A 14,646-nucleotide genomic window follows, 5' to 3' on the forward strand; every position below is an offset into this window, starting at 1 on the left:
GAGCGTTCCTGACGTCACTCAGCGATCGCGATCGTGACCTGGTCGCTGGCCGTCTGCTTGGCGTAGGTGCCCGACGTCGGCGTGGTCTGGATGAGCAGCTCGTAGGTGAACGACAGGGTCACGCTGGTGGCCGCGGGGTCGACTGCGGGCAGGATGAACGTCTGGCTGTAGCTGTAGGGCGACTTGATGTCGTAGCCCGGCGTGACGGAGGCCTGGTCGCTCAGCGGAGCCGGCGCCTCGAGGGAGCCCTTCGGCCCGGCCACGGCGACGACGACGCTGACCCGCGACAGGTAGACCCCCTGTCCCTGATCGGTTCCGAGGGCTGCGATCAGCGAGAAGCTGATGGGCTTGTTCGCCTCGGCGGTCCACTGATCCATGCTGAGGGTCGACCAGTAGTTGGCGGTGAGGGCCGCGTCGCCGGCCTGCAGCTGATGCTGGGCGGAGCCGGTGGCGAGCTCGTTCACGATCGACGTGATCGTGGCCTTGGGCGTCGGGGTCGACGTCTTGGTCGACGTGGCGGCGGATGTCTCGCCGGCGGCCCACGGGGCGGTGCCGCACCCGCTCAGGGTCACGACCAGGGCCGTGCCGAGGGCAGCAGCTGCGGCCGCGTTCTTCCAGCTTCTGCGAATCATGCGTCATTCCCCCAGACGGTCGCGTCTCACCCCTCGCATGAGGTGCGCGAATCTTGAGCATATCTTGTGGAGACCTTGTCATTGGCTTGCCGAAAGCCTGATGTCGCTCGGGCACAGTTGCATTCATGACCGAGACGAACCGCTACGTGAAGCCCCAGCCGGCTGTCGACCCCGCACTTGCCGCCTACGCCACCGAGTTCATCGACATCGTCGATGCCCTGCCGAGCTACCGCCCCATGGTCGGCTGCATCGTTCCCGCGTACAACGAGGCCGACTCCATCGCGGAGGTCCTCGAGTCGCTGCTGGCTCAGACCCGCCTCCCCGACGTCATCCACGTGGTCGTCAACAACTCCACCGACAAGACCGTCGAGATCGCCAGCGAGTACGCCGGCCCGCACAGCCGCACCGACAACGGCGTCACGCAGGAGACCGAGGTCTTCATCCACGACATCGGCGAGAACCCCGACAAGAAGGTCGGCGCGCTCAACTACGGCTACTCGCTGGTCGAGGGCTGCGACTACCTGCTCGGCGTCGACGGCGACACCACGGCAGACGTCACCGCCGTCGAGTCGCTCGAGGCAGAGATCGCCTCCGACACCCGCATCGGCGGCATCTCGGCGATCTACTCGATCGACGAGGCGCCCATCAAGGGCACCATGGCCAAGTTCCTCATCTCGGGACAGCGCGCCCAGTTCGCCGCCTTCAACATGCAGAACATGCTGCGCGGCCGCAACATGGCGGTTCTGGGCGGTCAGTTCTCGATCTTCTCGATCAAGGCCCTGCGCGAGGTCATGGCCGACAGCCACCAGGCCACCCCGTGGGTCAAGGACAGCGAGGTCGAGGACTCCCTGCTCTCGCTGCAGATCAAGAGCGCCGGCTACCTCACCAAGATCTCGGCCCGCGCCCGCGCCAACGTCGGCGGCATGACCACACTGCGCGGCCTCGACGCCCAGCAGGTCAAGTGGAACTTCGGCGCCATCGAGCTCATGTGGCCGGGGCAGCGCGGCGACACGAAGGGCCAGCCCTTCCACCCCAACCTGCGACTGCGCTGGCTCGAGAACCTCTCGATGGTCGCCAACATCGTCACCCGGGGCCTGTTCTTCCTGCTGCTCATCGCCTCGCTCTCGATCGGCGCCTTCGTCTTCAGCCCGGTCTGGCTCATCCCGCCCGTCGTCGCCATCGCGCTGAACTGGCGCACCGCGGCCTCGATGAAGAACCGCAGCTGGCGCGACACGTTCTTCGCCATGGCCATGTTCCCCGCCGAGCTCTACATGTGGGTGCGCATCGGACACTTCGTTCGGGCCTGGTCGAAGTTCGCCAGCAACAAGCAGGTCGACAACTGGGCAGAGCAGGCCAAGGCCGAGCGCGGCTCGGGCAACGCGTACCTCACCCCGCTGCTCGTCGCCGCCGGCATCATCGTCGCGATGGTCGTCATCTGGATGCAGCTTCCGATCATGCTGCAGTCCACGATCCTCTGGATCGGCTGGCCCGTGCTCGGTGTCATCACCGTTCTGCAGACGCTCACCATGTTCGCCAAGCTCGTCAAGCGCCAGCACGGGTACAAGGTATGAGTCGACTTCTCGACGAGGACGCCCTCCACGACCTGCTCACCTCGGTGGGGCGGGACGAGGGGGCGCGTTCCCGTTTCGCCCGCGATTTCGTCAGCCTCTGGGAGACCCGTGTCCGGAGGCTGACGAACGCCCTCGACCGCCGCGATGCCGAGGAGACCCACGTCGTGCTCCTCAGCATCCGGTCGTCGTCGAGGATGATCGGCGCGCAGGTCATCGAGGCGACCGCATCGCTGATGCACAGCTCGCTCGAGCGGCAGGACTTCGAGGGCTGCGCGCGGCACCTCTCACGGCTCGAGCAGGTCGGGCAGGAGACGTGCGTCGAACTCGACGTGCGGTTCGGGCTCACCTCGACCGCGTGAGCGCCGAGACGATGAGCTCTGAGGGGCCGACGAGTCTTTACTCGTCGGGCGCCGCGAGCCGGTAGCCGACCCCGCGCACCGTCTCGAGCCACCGGGGCGTCGTGAGGCTGTCGCCGAGCTTCTTGCGCAGGTTGCCCATGTGCACCTCGACGGCGCGCTTGTCGGCCTCGGTCACGTAGTAGGCGGTCACATAGCTCTCGCCGCGCAGAAGCAGGGCCAGGTCGGCCTTCGTGCGCACTCGACGCTTCGACTCGACGACAGCGACCAGCAGGTCGAACTCCGTGCGGGTGAGGTCGAGGTCTTTGCCTTCGAGCGACGCCAGGCGCATCTCGCGGTTGAGTCGGAGTCCGTTGTGCTCGATCCACCCCTCGCCGCCGTCGTCCGACGTCTCGCGGGCAGCCGGCTCTGCGGCATCCGGCACGCCCGGCGCGGCATGAGCGCCCGTTCTGGTGATGGGCTCAGCGGCAGGAGGCGCCGCGGGCGCCGGCGCGACAGGCGCCGCCGCGACGGGTGCCGGAGCGGTGGCGACAGGAGCCGTGGCGACAGGAGCCACGACCGCGGCTGCGGGAGCGGCCGCAGCGACCGGCTCATCGGCCGACGCGATCCGCGGGCGACGCAGCATCGCGTCGATGCGGGCGCGCAGCTCGCGCGGGCGGAAGGGCTTGGTCAGGTAGTCATCGGCACCGGCCTCGAGCCCCTGAAGCGTGTCGATCTCCTCGTCGCGAGCCGTGAGCATCACGATGTAGGTCTGGCTGAAGGTGCGCAGGCGCTTGGCCACCTCGAAACCGTCCATGCCGGGCATGCTCACGTCGAGCGTGGTGACGATGGGCTCGTAGGCGCGCACCGCCTGGATGCCGTCGTGGCCGTTGCTCGTAGCGATGACGTCGAAGCCGGCCTGGGTGAGGACGCTCTCGAGCAGGTGCCGGATGTCTGCATCGTCTTCGATGATGACGGCCATCCGTCTGTCTTGCGCCTCAAACCCCACAGTGATCCCCAATCATCAAAGGTACGCTGCACCCTACCAAAGGGCGCGGCTACCAGCCGGCATTGTCGGCGAGCTCCAGCGCGCTTTCGGGCCACCATGTTCCGGCGGCGGGCCCGCCGTTGCACGTGCCGTCGCTCTCGCCCGGCGGCTTGACCCAGAGCTCGGCGTCGAGGTGGCCCGCGTCGGTGACGACGGTCGGGGCCACGCCGAGGGCTCGGCCCGACGGGTTGCACCACTCGCCGTTGGACCCCTTGCCGTTGCGACCCGTGTCGATCACGTAGTGCGAGTCGCCCGTCAGCGACGACAGCTTCTCGCCGTACGCGCGTTCCTTGACGGTGGAGTTGTAGTTCGACACGTTCGTGGCGAAGCCCCGCGTCTCGGCGATGCCCGCGCGATTCAACAGGTCGGCCATCTGCGTCGCCGGAAGCCAGGTCGAGTGCCCGCCGTCGAGGTACACGACGGCCTGCGTCGACGAGAAGGTGTCGACGGCGCCCTTGATCTGTGCGATGCGCTCGTCGACGTTGCCGCACTGCGTTGCCAGGGCGAGCGCGTCGGGCTCGAGGATGACGATGGCCGAGCGGTCGGCGAAGGCACCGGCGATCTGGGCGACCCAGAGCGGATACTCCGCAGCGGTGAGCCCGCCGGACGAGAGGTTTCCGCAGTCGCGGTTCGGCACGCCGTAGACCACGAAGACGGGCGTCTGACCGGATGCGGCGGCCGCGTCGAGCGTCGCGGTCACCGTGGCGGCGACCGTCTCGGTCGGATACCTCTCGGGGACGAGCCAGATCGCGGCGGGAGTGGCCGCGAGCTTGTCGAGCACCTCGGTCTGCACCGACGGCGCCACCGTCGAGTCCGAACCGCCCTGGTCGGCTGCGGTGGATGCGGCGGCGGCCTTCGCGGCGAGCGACTCGGGATCGACGTAGAAGGTCTGGCCCTGCAGCGGATTGTCGATCGGCGCTCCCGGGTCGCTCTCGGAGCCGGAGCCCGACTCGGAGCCGGAGGCCGATTCGGAGGCGGGTATCGGGGTGGAGACGAGCCCGGTGAAGACCACGCCCAGGGCCACGATGGGCAGCGTGAGGGCCACGATGGCGATCGCTACCCCGATTCGCGAGCCTTTTGACGTCACGTCGTCAGTGTATCCGGCGTCGGCTGCGTATCCGGCGTCGGCCGCGCGAAAGAGACGTGCTGCAGAATCCAGGCGTGCATCGCGACCGCCGCCGCGGCCGAGGCGTTGATGGAGCGGGTCGAGCCGAACTGGCTGATCTCGACGATCGCCTGCGCGGCCTCGAGCGCCTCCGGCGAGAGACCCGGCCCCTCCTGGCCGAACAGCAGCACGCAGGACTCCGGAAGGGCGAAGGTCTCGATGATCACGCTGCCCGGCACGTTGTCGATGGCGATTACCGGCAGCCCCGCATCCGCTGCCCACGCGACGAACGTCTCGACGTCGGGATGGTGCAGCACATGCTGGTAGCGATCGGTCACCATGGCGCCGCGCTTGTTCCACCTGCGCCGCCCGATGATGTGCACCGTGTCGGCGCCGAAGGCGTTGGCGCTGCGCACGATCGATCCGATGTTGAGGTCGTGCTGCCAGTTCTCGATGGCCACGTGAAAGGGATGCCGCGTGAGGTCGAGGTCGGCGACGATCGCGTCCATGCGCCAGTAGCGGTAGCGGTCGATCACGTTGCGCGAGTCGCCCGCCGCGAGCAGCTCGGGGTCGTAGATGTCGTCGTCGGGCAGATCGCCCTGCCAGGGGCCGACGCCATTGGTGGTGAGTTCGGCAGACGGATTCGGCGACGCGGGAACCGGCTCATCGGGCATCCCCTCAGGCTACCCTCCCGCTTCGCTCCGCCGTTCCCTGAGCCTGTCGGAGGGCGTCTCGACAAGCTCGACGAACGGAACGTTCGTTCCCTGAGCCTGTCGAAGGGCCCCGTCGACAGGCGTCTCGACAAGCTCGACGAACGGAATTTTTAGGCGCGCCTAAAAATTCGCTACAGTAGCGGAATGCTTCACACCCCCTCACCGGTGACGACGCCGGCAGCCCCCCGCGGCTCGCACCTCGTGTGGCTGCTCGGACCCGCCCTCGTGGCGGGAGTGGCCTACCTCGACCCGGGCAACGTCGCGAGCAACATGACGGCGGGCGCCGCGTTCGGCTTCCTCCTCGTCTGGATCGTCGTGCTCGGCAACGTCATGGCCTGGCTCATCCAATACCTCTCCGCCAAGCTCGGGATCGTGACCGGCAAGAGCCTGCCCGAGCTGCTCGGCGAACGCATCGGCAGCACCTGGGGCCGGCGACTCTTCTGGGCGCAGGCCGAGCTCGTGGCCATGGCCACCGACCTCGCCGAGATCATCGGAGGGGCCATCGCCCTCTCGCTGCTGTTCGACCTGCCGTTGCTTCTCGGCGGCGCGATCACGGGCACCGTCTCGATGCTCGTGCTCATCCTGCAGGGGTCGGGACGGCAGAAGACCTTCGAACGCGTCATCATCTCGATGCTCGTGATCATCGCCGTGGGCTTCGCGGCCGGAGTCGTCATCAATCCGCCCGATGCCGCATCCGTCGTCGGCGGGCTCGTGCCCCGCTTCGACGGCCCCGCGTCGGTGCTGCTCGCGGCATCCATTCTGGGCGCCACGATCATGCCGCACGCCATCTACGCGCACTCCGCCCTCACCCGCGATCGTTTCGTCAGCCGCAGCGTCGACCAGACCACGAAGCGCCTGCTCACCGCCACCCGCTGGGACGTGTCGATCGCCCTCGCCATCGCGGGGACCGTGAACCTCGCCATCCTGCTGCTCGCCGCGACCTCGCTGCAGGGGGTGGCGGGAACCGACACGCTCGAGGGCGCGCACGCGGCGATCGGCCAGGCCATGGGCGGAGTGATCGCGACGCTCTTCGCGGTCGGACTGCTCGCATCCGGTCTCGCCTCGACCTCGGTCGGCGCCTACGCGGGGGCCGAGATCATGCACGGGCTGCTCCGCGTGCGCATCCCCATCGTGTGGCGTCGACTGGTCACGCTCATCCCCGCGCTCGTGATTCTGGGGGTCGGGCTCGACCCCACCTGGTCGCTCGTGGTCAGCCAGGTCGTGCTCTCGTTCGGCATCCCGTTCGCCCTGATCCCGCTCGTCTGGCTCACGTCGCGCCGGCAGCTGCTCGGAGAATTCACCAACCGCTGGTACACCACGGTGGCCGGCATCATCGCCTCGGCACTGCTCGTCACGCTCAACGTCACGCTGCTCGTGCTCATCTTCACCGGAGCCTGACAATAGGCTGGAGCGATCATGAGCATCCCCGAGCCGGCCCGACGAACCCAGCCGAACGCCGACTCGGCCGCCGAGGACTACCTCAAGACGATCTACCACCACACCGAGTGGCAGTCCGACCCCGTCACGCCCTCCGTTCTGGCCTCGACCATGGGCGTCGCCCCGTCGTCGGTCACCGAGATGGCGAAGAAGCTCAGCGCGGCGGGCCTCGTGAACTACGAGCCCTACAAACCGCTGACCCTCACGGCCGAGGGAATCGCCCGGGCCCGGGGCGTCATCCGGCGCCACCGGCTCATCGAGACGTGGCTGGTCGACGAGATGGGCTACGACTGGCACGAGGTGCACGACGAGGCCGAGGTGCTCGAGCACTCCATCTCTGAGAGGCTCCTCGACGCCATCGACGCGCGCCTCGGGCATCCGAGGAGCGACCCGCACGGAGACCCCATCCCCTCGGCGGACGGCACCGTCCATTCGTCGCCGGCGCTCCTGCTCTCCCAGGCCGCCGTCGGAGCCTCGGGCACGATCGTGCGCATCAGCGACCGCGATCCGTCGCTGCTCCTGGCGCTCGCCGCGGCGGGAATCCGCCCGTCGACCACGGTCACGGTCGTGTCTCAGGCGGACGACGGCGCCATCGTCGTGCGGGCCGACTCCGGGGCCGACGCGACGGGCGCGCTCGTGCCCGTGTCGGCATCCGGCAGCTCGTCGATCTGGATCTCATCAGGGATCTGAGCGCGCCCGGTCGACGCGGCTAGGCTGTCGAGGGCAGGCGACGAAAGGACTCTCCCATGGCTCGACGCGATGAGATCGAATGCTGGCTCACCGATATGGACGGCGTCCTCGTCCATGAGAACCGGGCGCTTCCCGGGGCGGCCGAGCTCCTGCAGCAGTGGCGCGACGAGGGCAAGCCCTACCTCGTGCTCACCAACAACTCCATCTACACGCCGCGCGACCTCAGCGCCCGGCTCCGCGCATCCGGTCTCGAGGTGCCGGAAGAGGCGATCTGGACCTCGGCGCTCGCCACCGCCAGCTTCCTCAAGTCGCAGATGCCCGGCGGCAGCGCCTTCGTGATCGGCGAGGCCGGAATCACCACCGCGCTGCACGAGGCGGGGTTCATCATGACCGACACCGACCCCGACTACGTGGTCGTCGGCGAGACGCGCAACTACTCGTTCGAGGCGATCACCCGCGCGATCAGGCTGATCTCGGCGGGCGCGCGGTTCATCGTCACGAACCCGGATGCGACGGGGCCGAGTGCCGAGGGCCCGATGCCGGCCACCGGGGCGGTCGCCGCCCTCATCACGAAGGCCACGGGAATGGAGCCCTATGTCGTGGGCAAGCCCAACCCCATGATGTTCCGTTCCGCGCTCAACCGCATCGGCGCCCACTCCGAGAACACGGGCATGATCGGCGACCGCATGGACACCGACGTGGTCGCCGGCATCGAGGCTGGCCTGCACACGATCCTCGTGCTCACCGGCATCAGCGACCAGGCCGAGATCGAGAAGTACCCGTTCCGCCCCGACGAGATTTTGTCGGGAGTGAGCGAGCTTCTGCGCACGGAACCTTTCGAGTCCGACGAGATCTAACCCGCGCCATCCGCGCCTCGGCGGCGCTTCCGCCCCCGGCCGTCCAGGCGCGGATGCACCGGACGGGCGCGCCTGCTGCGACAGAGGGCTAGAGCTTCGCCCAGCGGGCGCGGGCCGCACAGAAGAGGCCGTAGGCGATCAGTCCGATACCCACCGCGACCAGGATCACCTTTCCGAACGGCAGGTCGATGAGCGCCTTGAGGGCGCCGTCGAGGCCGGATGCCTTCTCCGGGTCCGCGGTCACGGCGGCCACCACGAACAGCACGCCCACGACGAACAGGGCGATGCCCTTGGCCACGTAGCCGCCGATCCCCAGTCCACGCACGACCTTTCCGGTGGTGCCCGCGGGGATGACCAGGTGCTTCTCGAACTTCTTGAGCACTCCCTGAACCACGAAGGCCACGCCGATGCCGGCAACCACGAGTCCCACGACCACCAGGAGCACGACGCCTCCGGGGCTCGCGAGCAGCTTCGCGCTGAGGCCTTGGCTCGAGTTCGACGAACTCGACGAACCCCCGAGAGCGAACGTCAGCGCGGTGGCGCCCACGGCGCCGTAGGCGATTCCCTTGCCGAGCTCGGAGACGCGTCGGCCCCACTTCTTCTTCGGGTCGGGCTCGTGGAGCAGGAACACCTGCGCGATCTGCCAGAGGGCCAGGGCGAAGAGGCCGATGGCGACGAGCCAGATCACGACGATGCCCCCGGGCTTCGACGCGAGCTCGCTCAGGGCGCCCGACTGGTCGGCCGACTCCCCCGATCCGCCGACGAGGCCGATGGCGATCGCGCCGATCAAAATGTGCAGCAGTCCGAGCACGGCGAAGCCTGTGCGGGCCAGGATCTCGAGCGCCCGACTGTTCGTGGCGGTGCGGGCGGCGCTCTTCGCAGAATTGGTCATTGTTCGAGGCTACCGAGACAACGCCCCGCGCGCGGAGGGCTGGACAGGCTAGACGCCGCCCACTCCGCCTCCACCACCGCCGCCTCCCGAGAAGCCGCCGCCGCCCGATCCCCCGCTCGATGACGAGGACGTGCTGGCGGCGCTGCCCGAATAGCTCGCGGCCGAGGCGGCCGCGAACGATCCGACGCTGGCCGCGAAGTAACCGGCGTTGAAACCGGCGGTTCCGCCGTACCATCCGGGCTGCGTCTGCTGGTTCTCGTAATAGGTTCCGAGCACCTTCGCCCACTCGTCTTCGACGCCCCACAGCACGGCGAAGGGCAGCAGCTTCTCGTAGATCTCGACGATCTGTCCCCCATCGGGAGAGGTGACCTGGGTCTTCAGAGCACCCTCGGGGCTCTGGAGCATGCGGAACCGGTCTTCCTCCGCCACCGTCAGATAGAGCTCGATGCCCTTGAGGTAGTCGCGCAGCTCGGCACCGGAGGCGGTGAGGGGCGTGCGGGCCAGAACCACCCACGACAGCCCGACACACAGAACGCCGATCGCAATGGGAATGAACGGCAGCGCCCCTCCCCGATCCTGCGAGTTCAACATGGCGCCGAAGATGATCGTGGCGACGCCTGCCACGAAGGCGACCGCCGAGAGCAGCAGGCTCCGACCCGCCGTTCCCTTCTTGTAGTAGCCGTCTGCGATGGCCTTCGCTCGCACGGTCTTGAGGAACGTCTGCACGCCCTTCGCAAGTGCCGTGTCGGTCTTGCTGAGTTCGCGGCTGCCGCCGGTCGCATCGTCGAAGATCAGCCGGTAGAACTCGAGCTCCTGCGCCGTCAGGCCGTCGCTGTGCACGGCCTGCAGCCAGTACTCCGGCTTCTTCGACCACATCTTCTCGCTCGGCTTCTCGACGATCTGCAGGTTGCCGCGCACCGCCAGATCGACGAATCCGGATGCCGCGGCGCGGCTCGTGCGCTTCAGGATCACGGCCGAGGTGAAGACGTCGGCCTGCGGCGGCGTGTACTCGGCGATGATGGTCGGCCTGCCCCGGGCATCTCGAAGCCCGGTGGTGCGCCAGACGATCGCGAGCACTGCCGCGGCCAGAGCGAGCAGGCCCGAGCCGAGCTGCGCCCATCCCTGCCAGGCGCCGAGGTACGAGTCGTCGCGCGGCACGAAGGTGTCCGAGGCGAACCCGACCGCGATGGTCACGTTCTCGCGCGCTCCGAGGGGCACTCCGCCCGCGGTGATGACGGTCTCGCCGTCGCCCGACTCGGTCGTGACAGGGCATGGCGTGTTCGACGCGTAGGGCCCGGCGTAGCAGCTCGCCTCTCCGGTGAGCGAGGCGGCGAGCGGGTCCGGCACGTGCAGCCGAGCTGTCGCCGACCCGAAGCTCTGAGCCGAGTCGAAGCCCACCGTGTCCCAGTAGAACTCGTCGACGTCGGTGTCGTCGGCATGTCTCGTGACGTTGTGCTGCGTGTACGTGAATGTGTACGTCTGCGCGCCGTGCACGAACTCGTCAGCGCGCACGGTGACTACGAGGAAGTCCCCGTCGTCGTTCCTCTCCGCCTCGAAACCGCGCGGCTCGCCGTTCTGGTCGACGACACTCTCGACGTGCACATCGGTCGGATGCCCGTCGTACTCCACCGGAATCGCCCGTCGGATTCCGCGGTTCTGATCGGCCTCGGGGAACTCGGCGACGAACGTCTCGACCGTCTTGAGCGTCGACCGGCCGTCGGCGTCGGTGCCGAGATAGAAGTCGGCGTCGTACGACGAGAACGAGAAGTCGTCGACGCCCGCTGAGACCCCGGATGCGACGGGTGCGGCCTCGAGGACCGTCGCGTTCGCGGGGGCGGCCGTGAGCAGCCCCGTGAACCCCAGACCGGTGACGACGAGGGCGGTCATAAGACGTGCGGTCACGGGGATGGGGCGCATGCTGCTCACTCTACGGAAAGGGCGACGGGAACGACGAAGGGCCGAGACGGAATGTCTCGGCCCTTCGGGTGCCGATCAGATCGGCGGGTGATTCAGGTTACGCGTCGGCGTTCTGGCGACGACGGGCGACCACGAGGGCGGCACCGACGAGCAGCAGGAGAGCCGAGCCACCGACGAGGATGCCGGCGTCGGACGAACCGGTGTTGGCCAGCTGCGGGGCAGCGGGGACAACCTCAGCAGGAACGACGGGGACAACGGGAGCGTCGCAGTTTCCGATGGTCACGAGACCGGCGGTGGTGACCGAACCGGAGAACGTGATCGTGTAGACGCCGTCGGGGATGTTTCCGGTGGAGGAGAACAGCGTCAGGAACGCGGGGCCGACCGAACCGGTCTGGTCAGCGGTGACGGTGTTGCCGTCGCCCGGAACAACGGTGCCGGCAGCGTCGGTCACGGTGTACGTGACGACCTCGCCCTGGCCGAAGCCGGTGGCGTAGACGGACACGCCCGGGTCGCGGACAGCGTCGCCCGTGAGGCAGATCGGGTCGATGATGACGTTCTGAGCTGCAGGAGCGAACGCCGTGACGGCGATCGGAACGAAGATCGGGTCTACATCGGCCGTGTTGTTGAAGATCGCAGCGAAGACGGTGTCTCCGAGCGCGGGGTACGCGGAGAAGTCAGATGCTTCGAGCGAGAACGTGATCGAGTAGGTGCCATCTTCCAGGACCGTGGTCTCGAAGACCGCGGTGTCGGAGAGGTAGGAGTTCGGCGTGCCACTCAGGTCGTTCGAGTCCAGCAGGTCGACCTCGAGCTCGTCGCCGGCGGTGCCGGTTCCGGAGACCGTGACGGTGTTGTCAGGGCCCCAGGTGTTCTCGACGACGGAGTTGGGCGTGACGATGTCGTTAGCGGCGGAGGCCGGCGCTGCGACGAGGAGCGATCCGCCAGCAACGAGAGCCGTTGCGACGAGGCCCGCGCCGAGGCGGGAAAGGATTGTGCGGGACATTGTTCTCCTGGAATAGGCGAGCAGGGGGAGCATCATCGGTGTTTCCATCGATGAAAGGGGTGATGCTGCGAATATGCTGCGTCCCCGTCAGGCTATAGGCAGTTTCCCAGAAAAGCCAAGGCCCCCAAGAGGGGCAATCCCGAGACCCCACGAAAAGGTTACAGACCCTCCGTTTTTTGGTTTGTCACAAAACGAGTGGTCAAACGGGTTTTGCTCCTTGACGCCATGAGCTCCTGAGGCGTCTGAACTGCCGAAAAAGAATTTTGAGTTTGTTTCGCTGCCCACTAAAACCAAGCGGGAACGAACTCGATGCGTGTCGGTCAACCCGCCGCGACGGCTTGGACCGACCCGGCGAGCGGTTCGCCCGACGATCGGCTGATAAAGCACGAGTAGTCGCGCTGTCCCGCAGCCCACTGCGCGTCCGAGACCGGATAGCTCGCCTGCCACTGCACATCGGGGTATGCCGCCGCCGCAGCGAAGTCGAGCGCGGTCGCAGCCGTGCAGGCCAGGTTGAGCTGCGACGTGATGGCGGCCTCGCCGGGATACGCCGCGGCCGGGTCGGGGTTGAGCGACACCCGCGCGATCAGCTGGGCTGCGTGCGGCGCCGCGCAGTCCACGACCGTGAACGACTCGTCCCAGGGAGAGGTGAAGGGGTCGAGGCACTCCCCTCCCCGCAGCTCGGTCCACGGGTGGACTCCTGCGGCGACAGGACCCGTCTCCGCGACGGGCTCGGTTGTGGGAGTCGGCGTGGATTCTGCGGTCGCGGTCGGCGTCGTCGACAGCGTCGGGGTGGATGTCGGCACCACGGCCCCCGAGTCATCGAACCAGGGCAGGTACCGACCCAGCACGAAGAACAGCACCACGATGAACACCGCTGCGAGCGAGACGACGACCACGACCAGCCATCTCGGCGTCGCGGGCCGAGCGCCCGCGCCGCCCGTGGCATCCACCGGGTCTGTCACGCTCTACTCGAGACCGAGGTCAGCCAGGCCGATCGCGTAATAGTAGGGGTAGCCGGCCTTCTCGATGCGCTCTCGCGCGTCGGTGTTGCGGTCGACGACGACCGCGACGCCCGCGACGATCGCTCCGACCTTCTCGAGCGCCTCGATGGCCTTGAGCGGCGATCCACCGGTGGTCGAGGTGTCTTCGAGCACGATCACGCGCTTGCCCTCGAGCTCGGGGCCCTCGACCTGCTTGCCGCGGCCGTGGTCCTTCGGCTCCTTGCGCACGACGAAGGCGTCATACGACAAGCCCTGCGCCGCACCCTGGTGCAGAATCGCGGATGCCACGGGGTCGGCCCCCATGGTGAGGCCGCCGACCGCGAACACGTCGGGAATGTCCTTGATGACGTCGATCATGACCTGGCCGATGAGCGGTGCCACGCGGTGGTCGAGGCTCACCTTGCGCAGGTCGACGTAGTAGCTCGCCTTCTTGCCGCTCGTGAGCGTGAAGTCGCCGTGGAAGACGGCTTCGGAGGAGATGTAGTCGATGAGTTGCTGGCGCGCGTTCGTCACCGCCCCAGTTTAGGGGAGCCGTTCGCGCGAATAAACTGGGCCGCATGCGCATTGCGACCTGGAACGTGAACTCCATCAGGGCCCGGGTCGACCGGGTCGCCGACTGGCTCGTGCGGGAGGACGTCGACGTTCTCGCCATGCAGGAGATCAAGTGCAAGGAGAACCAGTTCCCCTTCGAACAGTTCACCGCCGCGGGTTACGAGGTCGAGCTGCACGGCCTGAGCCAGTGGAACGGCGTGGCCTTCGCGTCGCGGCTGCCCATGACCGAGGTCACGAAGGACTTCGAGAACATGCCCGGCTTCGGCAAGGAGAACGACGACGGAACGCTCCCCCTCGAGGCCCGCGCCCTCGGCGTGACGGTGAACGACGTTCGTCTCTGGAGCCTCTACGTTCCCAACGGCCGCGAGCTCGAGAACGCTCACTACGACTACAAGCTGCGCTGGCTCGCCGCCCTGTCTGCAGACACCCGCGCGTGGATCGCGGCGAACCCGCAGCAGCCGCTCGCGCTGATGGGCGACTGGAACGTGGCTCCCCTCGACACCGACGTGTGGGACATCCACGCGTTCGACGGGTCGACCCACGTGTCGGCGCCCGAGCGCGCGGCGTTCGACGACTTCATGGATGCCGGGCTCACCGACGTGGTGCGCCCGCGCATCCCCACCGGCTACACCTACTGGGACTACAAGCAGCTGCGCTTCCCGCGCAACGAGGGCATGCGCATCGACTTCATCCTCGGCTCCAAGCCCTTCGCCGATGTGGTCTCGAACGCCGGCATCGACCGCAACGAGCGCAAGGGCGACGCGCCCAGCGACCACGTTCCGGTGTGGGTCGACATCGACGTCGACACAGAGGAAGACGAAGACCGCCCGATGTTCTGGTAGTCGGCACTGACCGGCACCAGTGACTGTTACCCGGGGCGACGGGTGTTGCCGGTC

Annotated in this window: 15 protein-coding genes; 6 read left to right on the forward strand and 9 right to left on the reverse strand. The window is 67.8% G+C overall.

The genetic code is table 11. The features are described 5' to 3' along the window. Positions 1-14: 14 nt before the first annotated feature. Positions 15-632 (reverse strand): hypothetical protein, encoded by a 618-nt coding sequence (locus tag ASF06_RS07555; protein WP_055945261.1) that lies wholly within the window; start codon positions 630-632, stop codon positions 15-17. Between the two features lie 125 nt (positions 633-757). Here ASF06_RS07555 and ASF06_RS07560 point away from each other — a divergent pair, with 125 nt between their 5' ends. Together ASF06_RS07560 and ASF06_RS07565 are read left to right on the forward strand one after the other, a co-directional pair. Next, positions 758-2,203, forward strand: coding sequence for a glycosyltransferase (locus tag ASF06_RS07560; protein WP_055926689.1), 1,446 nt, complete (start codon positions 758-760; stop codon positions 2,201-2,203). Next, complete coding sequence (locus ASF06_RS07565; protein WP_055945264.1) at positions 2,200-2,562, forward strand: Hpt domain-containing protein; 363 nt, start codon at positions 2,200-2,202, stop codon at positions 2,560-2,562. Before ASF06_RS07560 ends, ASF06_RS07565 begins: the two co-directional genes overlap by 4 nt. A gap of 37 nt (positions 2,563-2,599) precedes the next feature. On the opposite strand, the gene ASF06_RS07570 is transcribed toward ASF06_RS07565, so the two are convergent. The 3 genes from ASF06_RS07570 to ASF06_RS07580 form a co-directional block, all read right to left on the reverse strand. Further along, a complete protein-coding gene (locus ASF06_RS07570; protein WP_055945267.1) occupies positions 2,600-3,520 on the reverse strand; it encodes a response regulator transcription factor in 921 nt (306 codons plus the stop codon). A 76-nt stretch (positions 3,521-3,596) separates the two neighbouring features. Beyond that, positions 3,597-4,673 carry a glycoside hydrolase family 6 protein gene (locus ASF06_RS07575; protein WP_055945269.1) on the reverse strand — a complete coding sequence of 359 codons (1,077 nt, stop codon included), beginning with the start codon at positions 4,671-4,673 and terminating at the stop codon, positions 3,597-3,599. After that, complete coding sequence (locus ASF06_RS07580; RefSeq protein ID WP_055945272.1) at positions 4,670-5,365, reverse strand: TrmH family RNA methyltransferase; 696 nt, start codon at positions 5,363-5,365, stop codon at positions 4,670-4,672. Before ASF06_RS07580 ends, ASF06_RS07575 begins: the two co-directional genes overlap by 4 nt. A gap of 183 nt (positions 5,366-5,548) precedes the next feature. Between ASF06_RS07580 and ASF06_RS07585 the strand changes: the two genes are divergently transcribed. The 3 genes from ASF06_RS07585 to ASF06_RS07595 are packed head-to-tail and all read left to right on the forward strand — an operon-like array spanning position 5,549 to position 8,388. Further along, entirely contained in the window at positions 5,549-6,802 is a 1,254-nt protein-coding gene (locus ASF06_RS07585) for an Nramp family divalent metal transporter (RefSeq protein WP_055945275.1), read from the forward strand. Between the two features lie 18 nt (positions 6,803-6,820). Beyond that, the gene (locus ASF06_RS07590) at positions 6,821-7,531 is read left to right on the forward strand and encodes a metal-dependent transcriptional regulator (RefSeq protein WP_055945277.1); all 711 of its coding nucleotides are present in this window, start codon (positions 6,821-6,823) and stop codon (positions 7,529-7,531) included. 56 nt (positions 7,532-7,587) lie between these two features. After that, positions 7,588-8,388 (forward strand): HAD-IIA family hydrolase, encoded by an 801-nt coding sequence (locus tag ASF06_RS07595; protein WP_055945279.1) that lies wholly within the window; start codon positions 7,588-7,590, stop codon positions 8,386-8,388. A gap of 88 nt (positions 8,389-8,476) precedes the next feature. On the opposite strand, the gene ASF06_RS07600 is transcribed toward ASF06_RS07595, so the two are convergent. From ASF06_RS07600 to pyrE, 5 genes are all read right to left on the reverse strand, one after another. Beyond that, positions 8,477-9,280, reverse strand: a complete 804-nt coding sequence (locus ASF06_RS07600) for a DUF1206 domain-containing protein (protein WP_055945281.1) — start codon at positions 9,278-9,280, stop codon at positions 8,477-8,479. Positions 9,281-9,328: 48 nt separating this feature from the next. Beyond that, the gene (locus tag ASF06_RS19695; protein WP_082500769.1) at positions 9,329-11,197 is read right to left on the reverse strand and encodes a DUF2207 family protein; all 1,869 of its coding nucleotides are present in this window, start codon (positions 11,195-11,197) and stop codon (positions 9,329-9,331) included. 97 nt (positions 11,198-11,294) lie between these two features. Next, the gene (locus tag ASF06_RS07610) at positions 11,295-12,197 is read right to left on the reverse strand and encodes an LPXTG cell wall anchor domain-containing protein (protein WP_055945285.1); all 903 of its coding nucleotides are present in this window, start codon (positions 12,195-12,197) and stop codon (positions 11,295-11,297) included. Positions 12,198-12,517: 320 nt separating this feature from the next. Continuing rightward, positions 12,518-13,159, reverse strand: a complete 642-nt coding sequence (locus tag ASF06_RS07615) for a septum formation family protein (protein ID WP_055945287.1) — start codon at positions 13,157-13,159, stop codon at positions 12,518-12,520. A 3-nt stretch (positions 13,160-13,162) separates the two neighbouring features. Continuing rightward, complete coding sequence (pyrE, locus tag ASF06_RS07620; protein WP_055926666.1) at positions 13,163-13,711, reverse strand: orotate phosphoribosyltransferase; 549 nt, start codon at positions 13,709-13,711, stop codon at positions 13,163-13,165. Between the two features lie 44 nt (positions 13,712-13,755). Here pyrE and ASF06_RS07625 point away from each other — a divergent pair, with 44 nt between their 5' ends. Further along, complete coding sequence (locus ASF06_RS07625) at positions 13,756-14,592, forward strand: exodeoxyribonuclease III (protein ID WP_055945289.1); 837 nt, start codon at positions 13,756-13,758, stop codon at positions 14,590-14,592. Positions 14,593-14,646: the final 54 nt, after the last annotated feature.

The organism is Agreia sp. Leaf244, from assembly GCF_001422695.1.
GTDB lineage: Bacteria > Actinomycetota > Actinomycetes > Actinomycetales > Microbacteriaceae > Agreia.